We start from the raw sequence: 18,369 nt of genomic DNA, 5'->3' as shown, positions 1-18,369 counted from the left end.
ATAAAAATGGTGCGCTATTGTTACAGAAGCACACTGAAAAAGGGTTGATAACTATCACGTTAATAATCAATGAGTAATGCCAATTATCTAAAACGGATCAGCAAGCACAATTTGGGTAAAAATCTTAATTATGGTAACCGCTACAAACGCTTTGTTATTTTCGCGATATATAATCCATAAAAGCACATTATAAATGTCCTCAATTTAGCAATCGTATACTCGGTAGGTATCTAAAGGAGCGTCTTTTATATGTAAGCGCAAAGAGAAACGGCGCTAATTACTTAGCGCCGTTTAGAAGTACCCACTATCAATAAATAGACAAAGAGTATATGAACAGTAAAAGTGCAGCCAACCTGAATGTATTAGCGCTTTCCCTACAACTGGCTACAACTACTTACCTTCAGTCGATAATTCAATAAACGCTGCGGTATACATTTTCAAATTCAGCATAAATTGCTCATAAGTAATAAATTCATGCTCGCTATGACCCGTATATTCAACACCTGGCATCGCTGGCCCAAAACTGAGTGCATTTGGGAATAGTTTACTGTTGGTTGAGCCACCAATTGAAACGGGTTGTGGATTAATTATCCCAGTATAATGTTCAAATACGGTCAATAATGTCTCTAAATGAGGAGCCCCTTCCATCACCATCGGTTTACCCCAATAAGTTTCTAACCCAGATATGCTAACTTGATGTTTTCCCTGCCATAAATGCATAGCGCTCAAAGCTTGTTTATCCAAGGTTTCTGCCGATTTACCTTTAGGGCGTCTTAGGTTTAAGGTAATTTGGGTACCTAAATCACCTTGCTTAACCACCGTAGCAGCAAGAGTCATATTCCCCATAAAGTCATCTTTATAAGCAATCTCACCAAATTGCTCTGCATATAGGCCTAAACCCACCATTTCACTAATAAATAATTGCGTCTGCGATGCCGTTGTTCGAGGCCAAGAGTGGATTGATAATACATCTGCAAGATGCGTCACGGCATTCACTCCATCTTCTGGTGTCGATGAATGTGTTGACTTGCCATCGGCATAAATGGTTAACAAATTACCTTGCTGCTCGAAACGGTAATCCATTTGTACTTGGAGCTTCGCTTGAGCTTCTAACTTATTACGTAGTTCGGGAGCGACATTAATGAGCTTTGCTACGGCTTGCTGCGGCACTTGACTGGCAAACACGCCACCAGAGAAATAAGTTAACTTAGCAGGATCAGCATTTCGATTTACCTGCTCTACATTGGTCTTTGCCTGAGGGTTATTCAAAGTAAACGCAATTTGGCTCCAGCCTTTTTCTGCAGTTACTACAGGGTATTCAGCGTCGATAGTGATATTGATATCAGCTGGAGTAAAAGTCTTTAGAAACTCTCTAAGTGGCTGCCAATCTGACTCTTCAGCCATGTAGACCATTAACTCTATGCGTCGATTAAGTGCAATGCTTTTATCCTTAATAGCTTTCATCGCATACATTGCGGTCACTATTGCTCCTTTATCATCTTCGGTGCCACGGCCTATGAGCTTTCCTGGCTCTGACGTCGAATCTAACAAAAACGGACTTTGTTGCCACAACGCTGGATCGGCTGGTTGCACATCACCGTGAGTGATTACCCCTAGCTTATTTTCACTATCACCTAAGCCAATTAACATCACATAGCCATGATCACTAAAATCCAGTCCTAACTCGGTACTCAAGGCCTTTAATTCTGCTTTAAACCCGATAAATTGTGGGTTTGTGTCAGGTGTTTTCCCAGGTATTGCGGTCGTATCAAAAGCCACTAATTTAGCTAAGTTAGCTACCATCGGCTCTGAATAGGTGTCTACAGCATAATTTGCCACATCATCACTGGTTAGTGAAACCGCAAGGACAGGAACAGAAAAGAAAGCAGTTGTTAGCGTTGACACTATAGTAGTGACAAAAACAAGGGTAGGTAATTTCATGGTATTCCATTTGTTATTATTAATGTTACAAGTCGGAGTTTGCCATAAAAAAACCGTCAAAATGTGTAAAAAATGACTAACTGAACGCTTTGTTACAAAGTTTCCAGCTTTATAATAGATTTAACACCAATAACCATGATATTTAAAGAGCTTAACGCCAGCGTAATTTATGTGGCGATTTTTCACACAAGCAAATTCGGGGATATAAATATGAAGGGATTAACCCTCAAACCAATCGTGTCAGCAGTTGCTTTAGCACTCGCACTTACCGCATGTAGCGCATCAAATACAACAAATACAGGCGCAGAAGCACAAGTCGCACCAAATGTTGTCGCCCAACAGATTATTGAAAACAACGTTAACAATCCATTTTTCAAACCTTACGATACCTATTTAGGGATCCCTGATTTTGCAAAGATTAAGCCTGAGCATTATTTACCTGCTTTTAAAGCCGGTATAGCGCAACATAAGGCTGAAATCCAAGCGATTATCGACAATCCAGCAGCACCAACGTTTGCAAACACTATCGAAGCGATGGAATTTTCTGGTGAGCTAACGACGAAAGTAGCTAGCGTGTTTTATAACCTAACTGGTGCTGACACAAACAAAGAATTACAAGCAATTTCAAAACAAGTATCGCCTATGCTGTCATCTGCAAGTGATGATGTTTTGCTTAACGACGCTTTATTCCAAAAAGTAAAAGCTGTTTACAATCAGCGCGACAATCTAAATTTAAACGTCGCTCAAGCTAAACTTTTAGAAGATACATATAAATCATTCACCCGCGGCGGTGCTAACTTAAGCGAAGGTGATAAAACTAAGCTCCGTGCGCTTAACGAGCAAATCGGTAAGTTAGGTCTAGAGTTTGGCGACAACTTGTTAGCCGAAACTAACGCATTTGAATTGGTCATCGACAATAAAGCGGATCTATCAGGCTTACCTGAAGATGTTATCAATACTGCTGCACAAACGGCAACTAAGCGTGGCCATGATGGAAAATGGGTATTCACGACTTCTCGTCCATCTATTACTCCGTTTTTAACCTATGCAGACAACCGCGATCTTCGCGAAGCGCTTTATAAGGGTTATGTTGAGCGTGGCAATAATGATAACGCTAACGATAACAAGAAAATTCTGGCTAAGATGGCTGCACTGCGTGCCGAACGTGCGCAACTTATGGGTTACAAAACTCACGCACACTTTGTACTAGAAGAACGCACAGCAAAAACACCTGAAAATGTATATGAGCTGCTTAACAAAGTATGGCCTGCGGCACTTGCTCAAGCAGAAGCTGAAGTGGCAGACATGCAAGCGCTTATCGACTCAGAAGGCGGCGACTTTAAATTAGCGGGCTGGGACTGGTGGTACTACTCAGATAAAATCCGAGTAGCTAAATACAGCTTTAACGAGCAACAAACTCGCCCTTACTTCTCACTAGAGAACACGTTAAAAGGAGTGTTCTACACGGCAAACCGTTTATTTGGTATTACCGTAAAAGAGCGTACAGATCTGCCTAAGTACAATGACGAGGTACGTACTTGGGAAGTGTACGACAAAGATGGTGAACTAATGGCTATCTTTATGGGTGACTACTTTGTCCGCGATAGCAAACGTGGCGGAGCATGGATGAACTCATACCGTCAGCAGTACAATATGGACGGCGTTGAATCTAAGCCTATTATCGTCAACGTGCTTAACTACCCTCGTCCAGTTGGCGATGAGCCTGCACTGCTTACATTTGATGAAGCAAGTACCCTATTCCATGAATTTGGCCACGCACTACACGGTATGTTGTCAGATGTTGAATATCGCTCGCAAGCAGGGACTTCAGTACCACGCGATTATGTTGAGTTCCCATCTCAAGTGATGGAAAACTGGATGACGCAACCTGAAGTGCTCGCGCAGTTTGCTAAGCATTACAAAACTGGCGAAGTGATCCCACAAGAGTTGGTTAAAAAAATTCAAGCAGCAAGCAAGTTCAATCAAGGTTTTGCTACCGTTGAATACATGGCTGCAACTAAGCTTGATTTAGATTGGCACACAGTGACAGACTTTATGCCAAAAGATGCTGCAAAATTTGAAGCTGAGTCATTAAACAAAATGGGGTTGATTGAAGAGATCGCACCGCGTTACCGCAGTACATACTTCTCTCATATTTTCTCAGGCGGTTACTCTGCAGGTTACTACAGCTACATCTGGTCTGATATTTTAGGCGCTGATGCATTTGAAGCCTTTAAAGAAAATGGTATTTTCGATAAGGCGACAGCTGATGCCTTTAGAGATAACATCTTGTCTCAAGGTGGCAGTGAAGATCCTATGCAACTTTACAAGCAATTCCGCGGTAAAGAAGCGGGCATTGAGCCACTACTACGTAGCCGTGGTTTACTTGCAAAATAAACCTAGCCACTAAAACCAGATAACAAAAAGACACGCATATTGCGTGTCTTTTTTATTTCATATCTAGGTTAAGCTTCCACCAGTGCGTATAACTTGATAAAAATACTGCTTATGACCAGTCCTGTACTATACCGCACCTATCAATAACAAAAAGCTCTCTTAAATTAGCGGGAGCTGTATTATTTCAAATGACACCAAGTTTAATCGCTTTTTATTGAGTAAAGTTGTTCTATTGCCAAAGCTGATAAATCCAGCGCGCACCATAAAATCCGGCCGGCAATCCAGCGACTAAACCAATAACAAAAACAAATGAGCGTATACGCTTACGATTTAGTTCTGATAGCAAAGCTTCAAAATCAGCATCATTTAGCGACTCTTCAGCCGAGACCTTCTCAGGCTCCATATTTATGAGACTCCTTGTCAACAAACTATCCGGTAACGAATTTCAATTTGTATTATAGCTATAGTGTAAACCAATTTAAGTTACTAGCTGGTAATACATTTGGTGAATAAATGTTTCAGCAAGACCGCTCACTCAACCCCAATATATTGACTCACTTGATATCGTTAACTTTAAATCCTTTAAATGCCCGTCCAGAGCGAGTTGCTGCTAAACAAACAATATTACTTTTAAGTGTTGCTTGGTAACACTTCAAAACGGCATTGTTTCATAGCATTGGCGAGGACAATATTATCAAGCGCTAACTCTTGTTCAGTACTGACAATCAGTTTGCTTATTAGCCCTTCAGCTCTCGCTTTATTTAGATCCTCATGTGAATCAAACATAAAACGTATTGTTAGAGTTTGATTCACTTTTGCAAAATTAACTTGGTGACTTAGCCATTTAAAACCTGAGATCTCACTTTTTGCACTTTCACATATTGAGGTCAGCGCAATACGGATAGCATTATCGATTTTTTTGTCTGTTTTCGTCACCCGTTGCTCCACTAAAAATTTCTCTTGTTAGCCACTATCCCTGATTGATGACTATTAGCTTTTCAATAAACACTTTAAGTGCTTCTTTACTGTCAAAACTAAAGGCTAATCCATAGTGAATACCGTTTATGCTTTTCTGCACACGCTTCGGAAACCTTGTCATTTCTGAATAATGACAATATTGCGCTTTAGGGTTAACTCCATCTAATTCGGCAAAGTCAGCTATAAAAACTTCATAGGCCGGACGGATCACCAATTGCGCCTGCTTACCATCTAGGTAAAGATAAAATGGCTCTTTTAGCTTAGGCAACATGTACTCGGTAACTTTCTTGATAGTGAAGTTTGTTCTGCACTCAAGTTCGCTTAGTAACGAAACTATTTCATTGTGTTCTAAAGCCAAAATACTTGCCTTGTTATCTGCAAAATAGAGGCTAGATATTAACTCTTTTTTATAGTGATACCTAAAGCTAATTCCCCACAACCTCTTCTAATTATATCTAGAATGATGATTAGGAGCCAATATCTACACAGCAATTGAATTTATACGGCAGACGCGGTAAAACAACTAATAACACCCGATAACAAAGCATTACCTGTGAGCTCATTACCTTACTCTCAAGCTTGTGAAAATAATAAATATGCCATTGGTTCGGTACTCGAACATTGCTTTAACCAATCAAGCCAAGTGCTTGAAATAGGCAGTGGTACAGGTCAGCATGCAGTGTATTTCGCTAAACTGCTTCCGCATTTAATTTGGCAAACCAGCGATCAAAGCTTTAATCATAGAGGAATAAATGCGTGGCTTACAGCAGAACCTAGCTTGAATCTTCGTCCGCCACTAGTACTTGATGTGACCCAAGCTTGGCCTATAGAAAAACTCGAACTGCCGATTATTGATGGGATTTTTACCGCGAATACTTTACACATTATGTCTAAAGCTATGGTGCAAGATTTATTTAAAGGCTTAGGTGAACATTTAAGCCTTGGTGGACAACTCTGTGTGTACGGCCCCTTTAATTATCAGGGGCAATACACCTGTGATAGTAATCGGAATTTTGATCAATGGTTGCTAGAGCAAAACCCTAAAAGTGCAATTAGAGACATAGAGTGGATAACTGAGCTTGCAATAGAACAAGGGCTAAAACTCAAAGCAGATCATCCTATGCCTGCCAACAATCGTTTACTTCACTTCGAAAAAAACGTCTGATATTCAAACAATTAACTTACGCAATAAGTCTGTTATTTAAAAGACTTATTGCTCGTTAAGAGCTCTCGTAGTTCGCATAAAGAACTTACGTGGTAATTAGGGTTAATTCCTGCAGGTTGTTCAGAGCCATCACTGTTTAGCCAACAAGTATGAATACCAGCATTTATGCCTCCTAAGATATCTGAATGCGGGTTATCTCCAACCATCAATACCGACTCTTTGTCTGGGTCACCCATCAAACTCAATGCGTGATTAAAAATTCCCACATCAGGCTTAGCGAGACCAACCTCTTCTGAAATGACTAATGGCGAAAAACAGTTAGCTAAACCAACTTTTTCTAAGCGTACAGTTTGCAACTCGGTAAAACCGTTAGTAATAATTCCCATGTTAACCCTGCCCGTTAGCGCATCGATCAACTCCTGTGCGCCAGGCAGAAGTTGACAGATCTCTGCCATTGCGGCAAGAAAACTACTATTAAGCTGCTGAGTAGATACCGTTAACTTTTTTGCCCACTCTTCAAAACGAATATTTTGTAGTTGTTTGGCGGTTAGTTTACCGTCTTGATAATCGACCCAAAGAGGCTTGTTCACCGTTTGATAGTGCGCAAAATCTTGACGAGTAAAATCTACGTCAAATCGTGAAAACATCAGCTGTAAGCCTTGAAAAGCATCAAAATGAAACAAGGTCTCATCAGCGTCAAAAAGTACCCATTTATACTGCATGTCTATCCTAATTAAATGAATACAGCCATTGCTGCTAATTGTATTTAATAAAACTATGGCCCATAAAGGCTAGTTCGTAAGGTGCGCCAAGGTTAGCTTAGATAAGGGGGAGATGTCTAACTGCAATCACTAAAAGGTATATAGAGCAGAACTCTAGCTTTAAAAAGGATGTTAAAATAGATTATTGATTAAAAGCACTCTTACGACTTATATCTGCAAGAGTGCTCAGCAAGGAAAATAATCTTAACGATTAAAAAGCACGATTATCAAACCCGCAAATGTCTTCACTAGCTAATTGAATTTGCTTACGCAGACTGCGAGTTTTCGCCCCCCAATAATGCATAAAGAACTTAGCAGTATTGAGCTTATCTTGATAGAAGGCCGTTTCTTCAGTACCTGCTGCTATTGTTTGTATTGCTTTTTCTGCGGTTCGAGTCCACATCCATGCTAGCGCAGCGATCCCTAAAATTTGCATATAGGCCATAGACGCAGCTCCTATTAAATCAGGGTTTTTAGCTGCGTTTGTTGTTAAGTAAGCAGTGGCCTTTTCAAGGTCGCCAGCAGCATCCATTAAACCAGCAAGGTATGGCTTCATCTCTTCAGTGCCCCTATTACGTTCTATCAAAGACTTGACTTCTAAGGACCATATTTGCAGTGCCTCTCCCTTATCTGACAACAACTTACGGCCAACAAGATCTAAAGCTTGTACGCCATTAGTACCTTCATAAATCATTGCGATACGACTATCACGTACGAATTGCTCCATGCCCCACTCATGAATATATCCATGTCCACCAAATACCTGTTGTGCATCAACACAAGCTTTAAAGGCTTGATCTGTGACAAAACCTTTTACAATCGGCGTGAATAATGCGGCAAGTTTGGATGCCACTTTAGCGCACTCGTCATCGCTATGCCTTTCAGATTCATCTAGCCAAAGCGCTTGTTGCCCCATTAATGCTCGAGTGCCTTCATTAAATGACTTTTGCGACAATAACATTCGGCGCACATCCCCATGCACCAAAATAGAGTCAGCCGCCTGCTCGGGCTGCTTAGCACCACTTAGTGCTCGACCTTGAATACGATCTTTTGCGTAAGCAAGTGCGTTTTGATAAGCAATTTCAGATACACCTAACCCTTGCAGTCCAACGCCTAATCTTGCTTGATTCATCATTGTAAACATGGCTCGTAGCCCTTGATGCGGCTCACCTACCAGCTCTCCAATTGCACCATCAAAATTCATCACGCAGGTTGAGTTACCATGGATCCCCATTTTGTGTTCTAAACTCGCTGCACAAAGCGTATTTGGATCGCCTAAACTGCCATCTTTGTTAATCAATATTTTAGGCACCACAAATAACGAAATGCCTTTAACCCCTTCAGGTGCATCAGGCAGCTTTGCTAATACCAAATGTACAATATTGTCAGTTAAATCATGATCGCCTGATGAGATAAAGATTTTTTCACCAGTTATAGCAAAAGTGCCATCCGCTTGAGGGATCGCTTTAGTTCGCAACAATGCCAAATCCGTGCCCGAATGAGACTCAGTAAGATTCATTGTGCCAGTCCATTCACCACTGACTAATTTCTCTAAATATTTACTTTTTAGATCATCACTACCATGAGTATGAATCGCGGCATAAGCACCGTGAGTCAGCCCAGGATACATAGCAAAAGCCATATTAGTTGAAGTTTTCATTTCGGTTGCAAACACACCGACTACTTCAGGTAAACCTTGGCCGCCAAATTCAGGGTCACAGGTTAACGTTGCCCAACCATTATCAACGTATTGCTGGTATGCATCGATAAAGCCTTGGGGGGTTATGACTTTTCCGTCAACCAAGCGACAACCTTCAACATCACCACTGCCATTGAGTGGCAGCATAATATCAGTGGTAAAATCGGCTACACCTTGCAGCACCGCATCTATCAGCTCAGGGTCAAACTCATCAAAACCTTTCAATTCATCCTGCTGATATATATTTAAGAGCTCATTTAAAACAAACTGATAATCGCGGATTGGTGCTTGGTAAATTGGCATAACATCGTCCCTTTTAGTTCTTATCATTAATGGTCGGTGCTCTGACCACCTTTTAACCACCATAACTAAGTTTGGCTAAAAACACAGCAATTTTTTAGTTAAAACAACAAGGGAGCAAACATTAAAAAATCAAATTAGGATTAGAGAACGTTATTAGAAATGACCAACAAATATTTTCTCACTAAGCTCTAAAAGCGGATTATATTCACCACATGCACGGTCTTTAAATAATTGTAAAGTAAACTGAATGACTATAGCTAAAGGTTAAATACGCCAGCCTGGTGCACAATCGGTAAATAAATAATGCTAAATCTTAACCTGATGCGGCATTTGTTTGTTCAACAGAACAGCATTACCGCAAATCCGGTTAAAAGAAGGCTTATGTCGTTTTCAAAAAACGGGTAAGCTAGCTCAACTATATCGTGATAACGCTTTGAAAGGACAACACCTCATGGGTTCCGTCACCACTAATAAACATGCTAATGGATTAGAGTACGTCGACGTTAATACACCTTTGTGTAAAGCTAGGATCTTTATGCAAGGTGCACAGATTGATTTCTTTGAACCTGTTGGCCAAAAGCCATTGCTTTGGGTTTCAAGCGCTGATGACTATTCTCCTGGCAATGGGATCCGCGGTGGTATTCCAGTTTGTTGGCCATGGTTTGGCATGAACGAAAACCCTGATTTTCCTCAGCATGGTTTTGCTCGCACTCGTATTTGGGCGCTTGAGTCGGTAAAAATGCGCAACCAAATTGTTGATCTTAAGTTCACGCTAAACATCAGTGAAGAAGATAGGCTGTTCTGGCCTCACGACACCGATGTTGAATTGTTATTTACGCTAAGCGACCGCCTCTCAGTCAGCTTAGTGAATACCAACCGTAGTGATTATGACGTTAGCCTAACTCAGGCGCTGCACACTTATTTTCCAATCAATGATATCCATCAGCTACAAGCTAGTGGTTTTGAGGGTGCTAAGTATATAGAGTTTGGTCAAGGTCCTTTCACTCAAGAAAATGACAAAGTTGAATTCACCCGAGAAACCGATCGAGTTTATACTGAACTAGGCAATGTACAAGAGCTTCATACTCCTGATGGTGTAATCGAAGTCAGCCGCGAAAATAGCAAGAGTGCTGTACTTTGGAATCCATGGATTGATAAATCAGCGCGGTTATCTCGCTTCAATAGCGATGACTACCTGACGATGGTTTGCCTAGAGGCTGCAAACGTATTAGAAGATAAAGTGGTCTTGGCACCTAATGAAAGTCATACGCTAACCACACATATTCGCTGGAAAGCGTAAGCCTCTTCTGTTGTGATAGCCAGTAAAACATTGTCTTTTCTGGCTATCATAAATGCGTTACTCGCCAATTATTTAATACTTATTACTTATAAAATCATTCTCTAGCCAAGTCCAAATCAAGCTGTTGACCTAAGACAGGTGTATCTAGTTGGCTATTCTGTTTTTGTTCGTGATGTTGACAATCATGAGTGTTTACAGTGGCAATCGAAAAAACAAAAATGATGAAGAACAATAGATTACCAAATAGAAGGTAAGGAAGATTACCTGAGGTTTTTAATCCTATCGTCACACATCCCATTAGATTCAGCGCCAGCAATGAAAACATCAAACCAACTAAAATCTCGGTGCTTTCGATAATATGAAAATAATGCAAGATGACCATAAAGACTAATGAGCAAGTACAAAGCGCGGGAATAAAAATTAACAACCAGCCTAAGTTTTTCAATGTGAACCTCTTTTTCTGTTAAATACTGCTGGCTAAAGCATTCCTAAACGAAATAAAAATGCTTTAGCCAAAAGAACAGCGACACGCCGCTCAATATTGAGCAAGTCAGTAACAAATGGTTCAATATGTAACGATAAATATAAAAAACAACACTCGGTTATTTGAGCTAACTCACAAGATTGTCATTGTTGAAAAACATGACCTTGTCGAAATAACAGTCTCCTTGTTCATCTATTCAGGTATTAAGTTAAGGTGTTAGAATCGTCTGACTATACTAAAAGCCAGCAAGCTAGCTAAAAATCAATAATGGTTGCGGTTTTAGCTCACAACAGATGGAACCTTGCGAGTGCAACAGGCAGTACCAAAAAGCTGGCGACAGAAAGCCACCCGATATTTAGCGTTCTCCTTTATCAGCCTAGTAGCGCTTGTTGCTATCGCCGGTCTTGTGGCGCTTAGGTATTATGAAAGAGTCACAATCGATGTCGCAAATCAGTTTTTATCAGCCTATAACACCCAAGTACACCAACTTAGCTTCAAACCACAAAGCTTAACCCAATGGCACGTAACCAGCGCTGAACTCACCGTCGATAACACGGATATAACCCTTAATGACCTCAACTTAGTCTTTGATAAAAACACAAAACCTTGGGCCTTTAATGTCAGTGATTTAAAGGCGTTATCGGTTGAAAATGTACAGGTAAGGCTCTCATTAAATTCATTAATGCTTTCAGATAAAGCACCGAATGAAACAGGCCCTGCCATCGGCCTTAACTTTGATGCATTGCCAGATATTAAGCTCAAACAAACTCACATCACGCTAAAAGGCATTGAAGACGCGGCGCTATCTTTAACCCTGCATGATCTTAGTTTGAATAATTCCGGCGAGCTCTCTAGCCGAATAGATGTAAATCAACAACGGCTACTCACTTTAACTGCCGAACTTGATGACAAAAACTGGCAAGCTAAATCCAACATAGATCTAACCTTATTACAGGATTTCACTCGCAAGTTAGCCGCCAGCGAACGCGCCCTCTTGCGAAAAAGCCACAAAGAATCCTCAACGCAGGTACAACATAGCCTGCTGACGCCACTTTATGATTTGGTACAAACCCTCGACGATAAAAATTTGAGTCTTAAAGCGACATTAGACTCACAGCTCGCACTTGATCTCAAAACTGCGCAGCTAACATCTACACACCACTTACATGGGCTCAGCCTTACGCTTGGGGATTTAGCGGACCTAACGCTACAACCCGTTGCTTTAGTAGCAACAACTGAAAGTGCAGAGTCCCCTGACTCGATTGAGTTTGCTATCAATGGCAATATTGCACAGCCAGAGCTGACGTTAGCCCCCTTAAAACTGCCTGTGACGTTTACGACAAAAACTGCAGCTAAAACGACAGCGCCAAATAAACAAGATAGCCAGTTAACCCAAATCATTAATAAGCTTAATGACAAGCCCTTTGAAGCTGCGCTGCTAAATCTCTATCAAGCGCTTAAGCGAAACAATCATAGCTCGCCTCAGTTACTGATAAGCCTCAACCAAGCATTAACGTATCAATTAGCCACAAACTCATTGTTAATGCCTGAAATTGAGATTGCCATCATAGACAGTAAAATTGATGCAAAACTCAAGCTTGATAATACGGCGTATCAAATACTCGCAACTAATGACTTTACGGTATCTAGCCAGTGGCAACTTAACGCGCACCACCAGCAGCCAATAATCATTAATCAACTATGGCCAACCTTACAAAAACTTCCCTATCAGGTAGAAATCGACAGCGCATTACTTGAACTTAGTGGCGATGTGAGTGTGAGTAAAAATCAGGCTGAGCTTACCTACGCAATTAACGTTAAACCAGCATCGACACAACAAACCCAGGGAATAAGTATCAGTCGCCACCCAACCTTAATTGCCCAAGAAGCCCAAATAGCCAAAGATGCCAAAATATCTGTAATCAGCGGCGTTAAAAATAATCAGCCAACTGTAGCTAAACGTCAAAACCATTCCCAGCTACTAACCCGCATTGGGCAGACCCAAATCAATATTGATTCGCCATTAACTTATCAATATGAGCAAGGCGATACTCACCTAACAATTCCGAGTGTGAGCTACCAATTAACCAATCTTGCAGGCGAACTCGCGTTAAAAAATAACTTAGATTCAACCGCAGATGAAACCTACAAGCTTGCACTGAATAACGCCGATTTGGCACTTTTAGCACCATTATCACTGAACTTAACCACTAACTTATTGAATGGCAAACCGCCTAAGTCAATATTGAGCCAAATATTAGACCATCAATTAAGCAATCAATTTACCCTAAACTTAAATCAACTCAGTCTTGATAAAACGACTTATGCTCAAGGCAATAGGGTAAACAAAGGTCATTCCATTAAACGTAAAAAACATACTAAACAAAAGCTGTTCAACTTCGATAACATAGAATTGTCGCAATCACTCGCCTTAAATAAACACCAACTCACTAGCGAAGAAGTCTGGCAAATTAATGACCTGCTGTTTAACAGCCAACATCAATTCCTCACGTCAGCCGCTAACTTTAGCCCATTTACATTAGTCGGAGATTGGCAGTTTAATAGTGAATTTGCACCCATTCTTCGTTTTCTCAGTCAGACAGATAGCTTACCTGATGCACTTGAGATCCAAGGTAATGCAGAAATAAACATGCATTACCTGCTGAGTAAAAATAAAAGCACACAGTTTGAATTAACTTTTGACCCAAAAGTGAATGACATTAAGGGCAGTATTAACTTGTTACCTTTTGAAGGTGGCAATATGGACACCCAATGCCAGTTTAATTGGCAGCAAAACCAAGACCATAAACGAGCTAGCCAATTCAACTGTGATAACGTCACTTTATCGTTAAAAGCCTTTAATCCCGGTGTGTTAATTACAGATATAAACGCAGAGGCAGCAGTTGCCTTTAGCAGTGAATCAAAAGTAGCGCCGTTAACTGACTCAGGGGCTAAGTCAGGAGCTCAGTCAGGAGCTGATTCTGAATCAAATCAGCAAAATTTAGCCTTAGCCCAACAGCTACTCGGGGTCAAACAAGCTTCTGTTAACCTCACGGCCAAGGGCGATCTACTCGGTGGGCAGCTGCTTATCCCTCAATTTGAAGTAAACTTAAATAAGCCCTCTTCTGCCTATTTTGTACTGCAGAGAATAGATCTAGCAGAGTTACTGGCGCTGCAACCACTCACTGGAGTCTATGCAGATGGCATTTTTGATGGAGTTTTACCCGTTCGTTTAGAAGCTGGCAAAGCCAGTGTCAACGGCGGTAAGCTTGCCGCACGGGCACCTGGCGGCTTGATCGCTATAGGCAATAACCCAGCTGTTGAGCAGATGCGCCAAAGCCAGCCTTACCTAGAGTTTGCCTTTGCAACGCTAGAACATTTAGATTACACAGAGCTTTCAAGTACCTTTGATATGACAGCTGCAGGTGATGCGACATTGAAAGTTAATGTTAAAGGCCGCAGTCAAGGTGTTGAACGACCGATTCACTTCAACTATTCTCAAGAAGAGAATATGATCCAATTACTTAGGAGTTTGCAGATTGGTGATAATTTGCAAAATCAGATAGAAAAAGCAGTGAAATAGCTTGTAGTTAGCGCATTGAGTCACTTATCAATTGCCTTGTTACAAAACCGTTTAGAAAGCCACTTAAGGAAAGGATAAGCCAATGAAAGCATTGCATGATCCTATAAAACGAAACTCTATAGCTCAACGCTTGAAAATATCAGGCTCTCAGGTAAACAGCCCGAAAATTTTATTAAGCATAATGCTGGCAATGTATGCCATAGTCGGTTGCAGCCCAACTGTCAAAATTGAGCCACCTGATAAACCAATTGTGATTAACCTCAATGTAAAAATTGAGCATGAAATCAAGATCAAGGTCGATAAAGAGCTAGATCAACTACTCGCCAACGATGAACTTTTCTAAGCAGAGCCATTAAGGAGAACCCCATGAAGTCAAAAATTCTTTTACTGGTTGCGAGTCTTATTCTCAGCTTTAATGCCTTTGCTATTTCTTTGCAAGATGCCAAAGCTCAAGGTTTAGTCGGCGAACAAGCAAATGGCTATTTAGGCGTAGTCAAAAACTCTGCAGATGCCAAAGCCGTTGTCAGTTCAGTCAATGCCAAACGCAAAGCTCACTATGAAAAAATAGCAAAACAGAATCGAATTTCGGTAAATGATGTGGCCAAGTTAGCCGCTGAGAAAGCAATCAAGGCGACTAAAAAAGGCCACTACATAAAAAACCAGTCAGGTAAGTGGATTAAAAAGTAACCCCTCAAAGCATCAACTAAATGCCGTTTAACTTTTTTAACGGCATTTTACTTTAGCCTATTTTAATTACTGTGTGCTCAAAGCTATACCGTGATACATTCATTATCGGCGACAAGAATATTGTACCGACCAAGCCTATTATGCTTTGGGGTTTCCCAGCTTTAAAGCACGTTAAAGCTGTTATCGAGTAACGATTCCAATAAAAGGCTACCTTGCTCATTTACTCTAAATTGACCATATTCGGCCTGCTCGTAACGCTCTCCTTGTCCTTCTTCAAAAAAATACCCATTACTAGCAAATTTGACTTGATGATTGCGAATACGGTATTGAATAGACATCGTTGTTAGAGCTTGAGCCTCTGCCACAATATTACTGTAAGTCGTCAGCGGGATTTCATCGACACTAATTAAGCTTGCAACTTGGTTTTCATCTAGCTTGACTTGCATCGTTCCGTCAGTAGTCCCCTCAGGTACAAAAGCACTAACCTGAGCAGCGATTGCATAATTCAGCACCATATAATCCCCTTGCATTAATGAGCGAGGATCAACAGATGCTAATGCTAATCGAATGACTTTTCCTTTAAGCAGATGTTGCTCTTTTTGGTAGATATCAAAATTTACCAAAGTAAGCACAGCCAATAGAGTTGCAATAATGACATAAGCACTTAGTGGTAATCCAAAGCTATGCTTAGATTTATTTTGCTGTTTGTTAGTCGTGTTTGCTCTGGTATTTAAACTATTCATCATTGGCAGTCAGCTTCGTTTTCAATAGAGGTTGCTTCTTGAATAGCAGTAGCAGGAAATACTTTGCTTGAAACAACTTTCACAACCAGTAACCCTATACCAAGCGCTATTAGCCATATCGATTTATCTAATAAGGGCAATTGTAAGCTGTAATAATACCAAGCAATGAAACTTATAACGCCTAGTATACCTAAAATGAAAATACCTCTTTCTCCCACATAAAAGCCAACAATCAAGATCAGCACCGCAGTCAATAGCCCTGTCATTGGTAAAGATAACAACGCCAATAAAACTAAGCCAAATATACAGAGTACCGATTGCTTGCAGTTTAACTGAGTCGTTAATGACCTTAAAATATTGGCAAATAAAGCCACCGCAATGATCAATGTGGTAATGATAGAAAGTGGGTTAGACCAAGTTGCTAAGATTGGAAAATCACTGTGTTGCAATAAAAGCGTATCGGCAAGTAAAAGCGGGAGTTGAATTAATACTAGCCAAATAGCTAACATGTACCCTAGTGCATTCAGCCGAGAAAGCAACGCGGCATACTTCGTATCATTAAGCCAAATAATGGTAAATCCAAGACTTAACACCGCCGGTAAGATCTCGAGCAACCGCAATTCATAACTCACACCTACAGCGCAGGCTATCATGCCAAAGCTCGTAATGAACTGATGGCTATAGTGTTCAACAATTAGCCAATTCATGAGTAAAACACTAAAGAAAACCAAGTACCAACTTATGCCATTATCAAAATCAAACCATTCAGTAAGGCCATAAGCTAACGATAATAAACCACAAAGACTTAGTGCCAACGCCATTTGGTTGATAAATAGTCGCCGCCCAATATTATTACGATAAATGACTATCGCAGCGCAGTTATAAACGACTCCGACTAACGTCGCAAAAAGCGTATCAAGACCATCAAAAAATAGCCCGAAGAAAGTAACCGTAAACGCTAAAACAAATAAAGATGCCACCCAAGCGGCTATCGATTGCATGAATTGGATATACCAAGGGCTTCTGACCACTGTATCTGGTTGCTCGGTATCAACTAGCCCTTGCGATGCAAGGGTAGCCCAAAGCTCTGTTTGCGCCATCTTATCACTAGCCGTAAATCGTCCTTTAAAGTTAACTAATATCACTTAGCCCTCCTTGGCTAAAGGCTTTATGACGTTGTTTAAGCCATAGGGTCACCGCGGTGGTGGAACCTATAATACTCACACCTAACACTAAAAACATACCAACAGGTTCGTCTCCCTCTAAGGTAGCTCTTATCAATAAGCTATTTGCTACGGCCACTAGGCTAAAGCTACCAATAGCAAGCACAAATATATCTTGCAGATATCGGTTATAGAGAAAGTAACCTGCAGTAATCAAAGCAAAATAAATCATTAACCAAATGCTATTTTTCCAGTCAAAAATAGCTTCAATAGATAATATAGTCACGATTGAAAGCGCCGCTAAGATTGTCAATTGTCTTAACAAAGGAGCAAAGAAGCGTTGTTTATGAGTAAACTGTGCTACTGGACTATTTGTAATCTCACCGCTTAAAAATAAACAAGACAGGTGCAAAGCAAGATTTAATACAAATAACCATGCCATGGCTGAGTTTGCCCCCCAAACTAGCCCTCCTGCCCCAGGAAATGCATCAAAATAAAGCAATAATGCCGCATTAACCAAGAGCCCAAAAAGCAGCCACAAGAGCTCAGTTCCTGCGACGAGTGCTAACGGCAGAACAAACAATCCCCAAACAGCAAAAAGCTGCCATGGATCCGCCCCTGTTTGATAAGTTTGATAAGTTTGACCAACTAATGCAAATAAACTACCAATAATCAAACAGATCAACAGGAGTAGCGCATTAGCGGTGGTATATCCAAACCCAAGTAAGTCTCCACGATTTAAGGCGCGCTTACGCATAACAAGGTATACCGATAAGGTCAGTAACAAACAGGTTTCTACTAACGCAAAACGCACAAACTGGCTCATATCTTGCCAATTAGCAGCAACAAAGAAAATAATACCTGAACCTATAAGTAATCCAGCTAACCAGATTAGCATAAGGTCAAACAGCGAACGCCATTGCAATGAGCTCGGAAAACGGGTTTTATCTTGGTGTATTTGTGTTAATGCTGCCTGTTGTGCTTCCTTTGAAATAAGGCCATGCTCGAACCAAACCCCTAGCATAGATTTTTCGTTATTCACCCACTAACTCCCTTGTGATGACCTTAAATCAAGACCTTGCAGATTGCGATCTACTACGCAGTTTGGATTATTAAAACACAAACGGTCTTTCGCTAATATCAAACACTATAAGAAACTAATTGA

16 protein-coding genes are annotated in these 18,369 nt (G+C 40.7%); 6 read left to right on the top strand and 10 right to left on the bottom strand.

Annotation, left to right across the window (positions count from 1 at the left end):
• Positions 1-390: 390 nt before the first annotated feature.
• Positions 391-1,941: a dipeptidase gene (locus L2747_RS07335; protein ID WP_248998423.1), complete on the bottom strand. Its 1,551-nt coding sequence runs from the start codon at positions 1,939-1,941 to the stop codon at positions 391-393.
• 210 nt (positions 1,942-2,151) lie between these two features.
• Between L2747_RS07335 and L2747_RS07330 the strand changes: the two genes are divergently transcribed.
• Positions 2,152-4,338 carry a M3 family metallopeptidase gene (locus L2747_RS07330; RefSeq protein WP_248998422.1) on the top strand — a complete coding sequence of 729 codons (2,187 nt, stop codon included), beginning with the start codon at positions 2,152-2,154 and terminating at the stop codon, positions 4,336-4,338.
• 229 nt (positions 4,339-4,567) lie between these two features.
• Here L2747_RS07330 and L2747_RS07325 read toward each other — a convergent pair whose 3' ends face one another.
• The 3 genes from L2747_RS07325 to L2747_RS07315 all read right to left on the bottom strand — a co-directional run bounded on the left by L2747_RS07325 (position 4,568) and on the right by L2747_RS07315 (position 5,674).
• On the bottom strand, positions 4,568-4,741 hold the full coding sequence (locus tag L2747_RS07325) for a hypothetical protein (protein ID WP_248998421.1): 174 nt from the start codon (positions 4,739-4,741) through the stop codon (positions 4,568-4,570).
• Positions 4,742-4,968: 227 nt separating this feature from the next.
• Entirely contained in the window at positions 4,969-5,274 is a 306-nt protein-coding gene (locus L2747_RS07320) for a Fis family transcriptional regulator (RefSeq protein ID WP_248998420.1), read from the bottom strand.
• A gap of 34 nt (positions 5,275-5,308) precedes the next feature.
• Positions 5,309-5,674 carry a hypothetical protein gene (locus L2747_RS07315; RefSeq protein WP_248998419.1) on the bottom strand — a complete coding sequence of 122 codons (366 nt, stop codon included), beginning with the start codon at positions 5,672-5,674 and terminating at the stop codon, positions 5,309-5,311.
• A 195-nt stretch (positions 5,675-5,869) separates the two neighbouring features.
• Here L2747_RS07315 and L2747_RS07310 point away from each other — a divergent pair, with 195 nt between their 5' ends.
• Complete coding sequence (locus L2747_RS07310) at positions 5,870-6,481, top strand: DUF938 domain-containing protein (protein ID WP_248998418.1); 612 nt, start codon at positions 5,870-5,872, stop codon at positions 6,479-6,481.
• Between the two features lie 32 nt (positions 6,482-6,513).
• Here the strand turns inward: L2747_RS07310 and yjjG are convergent, their stop codons facing one another.
• The gene (yjjG, locus tag L2747_RS07305) at positions 6,514-7,203 is read right to left on the bottom strand and encodes a pyrimidine 5'-nucleotidase (RefSeq protein ID WP_248998417.1); all 690 of its coding nucleotides are present in this window, start codon (positions 7,201-7,203) and stop codon (positions 6,514-6,516) included.
• 250 nt (positions 7,204-7,453) lie between these two features.
• Positions 7,454-9,244, bottom strand: coding sequence for an acyl-CoA dehydrogenase C-terminal domain-containing protein (locus L2747_RS07300; RefSeq protein WP_248998416.1), 1,791 nt, complete (start codon positions 9,242-9,244; stop codon positions 7,454-7,456).
• A 451-nt stretch (positions 9,245-9,695) separates the two neighbouring features.
• Between L2747_RS07300 and L2747_RS07295 the strand changes: the two genes are divergently transcribed.
• Positions 9,696-10,544 carry a D-hexose-6-phosphate mutarotase gene (locus L2747_RS07295; protein ID WP_248998415.1) on the top strand — a complete coding sequence of 283 codons (849 nt, stop codon included), beginning with the start codon at positions 9,696-9,698 and terminating at the stop codon, positions 10,542-10,544.
• A 94-nt stretch (positions 10,545-10,638) separates the two neighbouring features.
• On the opposite strand, the gene L2747_RS07290 is transcribed toward L2747_RS07295, so the two are convergent.
• A complete protein-coding gene (locus tag L2747_RS07290) occupies positions 10,639-10,989 on the bottom strand; it encodes a hypothetical protein (RefSeq protein WP_248998414.1) in 351 nt (116 codons plus the stop codon).
• A gap of 346 nt (positions 10,990-11,335) precedes the next feature.
• Between L2747_RS07290 and L2747_RS21475 the strand changes: the two genes are divergently transcribed.
• The 3 genes from L2747_RS21475 (at position 11,336) to L2747_RS07275 (ending at position 15,298) form a co-directional block, all read left to right on the top strand.
• Positions 11,336-14,611, top strand: a complete 3,276-nt coding sequence (locus L2747_RS21475; protein ID WP_248998413.1) for an intermembrane phospholipid transport YdbH family protein — start codon at positions 11,336-11,338, stop codon at positions 14,609-14,611.
• 181 nt (positions 14,612-14,792) lie between these two features.
• On the top strand, positions 14,793-14,954 hold the full coding sequence (locus tag L2747_RS07280; protein ID WP_248998544.1) for a YnbE family lipoprotein: 162 nt from the start codon (positions 14,793-14,795) through the stop codon (positions 14,952-14,954).
• A 23-nt stretch (positions 14,955-14,977) separates the two neighbouring features.
• On the top strand, positions 14,978-15,298 hold the full coding sequence (locus tag L2747_RS07275) for a YdbL family probable chaperone protein (protein ID WP_248998412.1): 321 nt from the start codon (positions 14,978-14,980) through the stop codon (positions 15,296-15,298).
• 161 nt (positions 15,299-15,459) lie between these two features.
• Here the strand turns inward: L2747_RS07275 and L2747_RS07270 are convergent, their stop codons facing one another.
• From L2747_RS07270 to L2747_RS07260, 3 genes are read right to left on the bottom strand one after another with little or no spacing between them, the layout of a single operon-like run.
• Positions 15,460-16,044, bottom strand: coding sequence for a GDYXXLXY domain-containing protein (locus L2747_RS07270; protein ID WP_248998411.1), 585 nt, complete (start codon positions 16,042-16,044; stop codon positions 15,460-15,462).
• Entirely contained in the window at positions 16,041-17,186 is a 1,146-nt protein-coding gene (locus tag L2747_RS07265) for a DUF4401 domain-containing protein (RefSeq protein WP_248998410.1), read from the bottom strand. The genes L2747_RS07270 and L2747_RS07265 overlap by 4 nt, the downstream gene beginning before the upstream one ends.
• The gene (locus L2747_RS07260; protein WP_248998409.1) at positions 17,173-18,246 is read right to left on the bottom strand and encodes a DUF2157 domain-containing protein; all 1,074 of its coding nucleotides are present in this window, start codon (positions 18,244-18,246) and stop codon (positions 17,173-17,175) included. Before L2747_RS07260 ends, L2747_RS07265 begins: the two co-directional genes overlap by 14 nt.
• Positions 18,247-18,369 lie beyond the last annotated feature (123 nt).

Origin of the sequence: Shewanella marinintestina, assembly GCF_023283845.1 — a bacterium.
Taxonomy (GTDB): domain Bacteria; phylum Pseudomonadota; class Gammaproteobacteria; order Enterobacterales; family Shewanellaceae; genus Shewanella; species Shewanella marinintestina.
This window is presented reverse-complemented; position numbering and strand designations above follow the sequence as displayed.

Coding starts and splice junctions, on each gene's coding strand:
- L2747_RS07335 (WP_248998423.1), bottom strand. CDS start 1,941: ATGAAATTACCTACCCTTGTTTTTGTCACTACTATAGTGTCAACGCTA.
- L2747_RS07280 (WP_248998544.1), top strand. CDS start 14,793: ATGCTGGCAATGTATGCCATAGTCGGTTGCAGCCCAACTGTCAAAATT.
- L2747_RS07295 (WP_248998415.1), top strand. CDS start 9,696: ATGGGTTCCGTCACCACTAATAAACATGCTAATGGATTAGAGTACGTC.
- L2747_RS07330 (WP_248998422.1), top strand. CDS start 2,152: ATGAAGGGATTAACCCTCAAACCAATCGTGTCAGCAGTTGCTTTAGCA.
- L2747_RS07300 (WP_248998416.1), bottom strand. CDS start 9,244: ATGCCAATTTACCAAGCACCAATCCGCGATTATCAGTTTGTTTTAAAT.
- L2747_RS07275 (WP_248998412.1), top strand. CDS start 14,978: ATGAAGTCAAAAATTCTTTTACTGGTTGCGAGTCTTATTCTCAGCTTT.
- yjjG (WP_248998417.1), bottom strand. CDS start 7,203: ATGCAGTATAAATGGGTACTTTTTGACGCTGATGAGACCTTGTTTCAT.
- L2747_RS07325 (WP_248998421.1), bottom strand. CDS start 4,741: ATGGAGCCTGAGAAGGTCTCGGCTGAAGAGTCGCTAAATGATGCTGAT.
- L2747_RS07270 (WP_248998411.1), bottom strand. CDS start 16,044: ATGATGAATAGTTTAAATACCAGAGCAAACACGACTAACAAACAGCAA.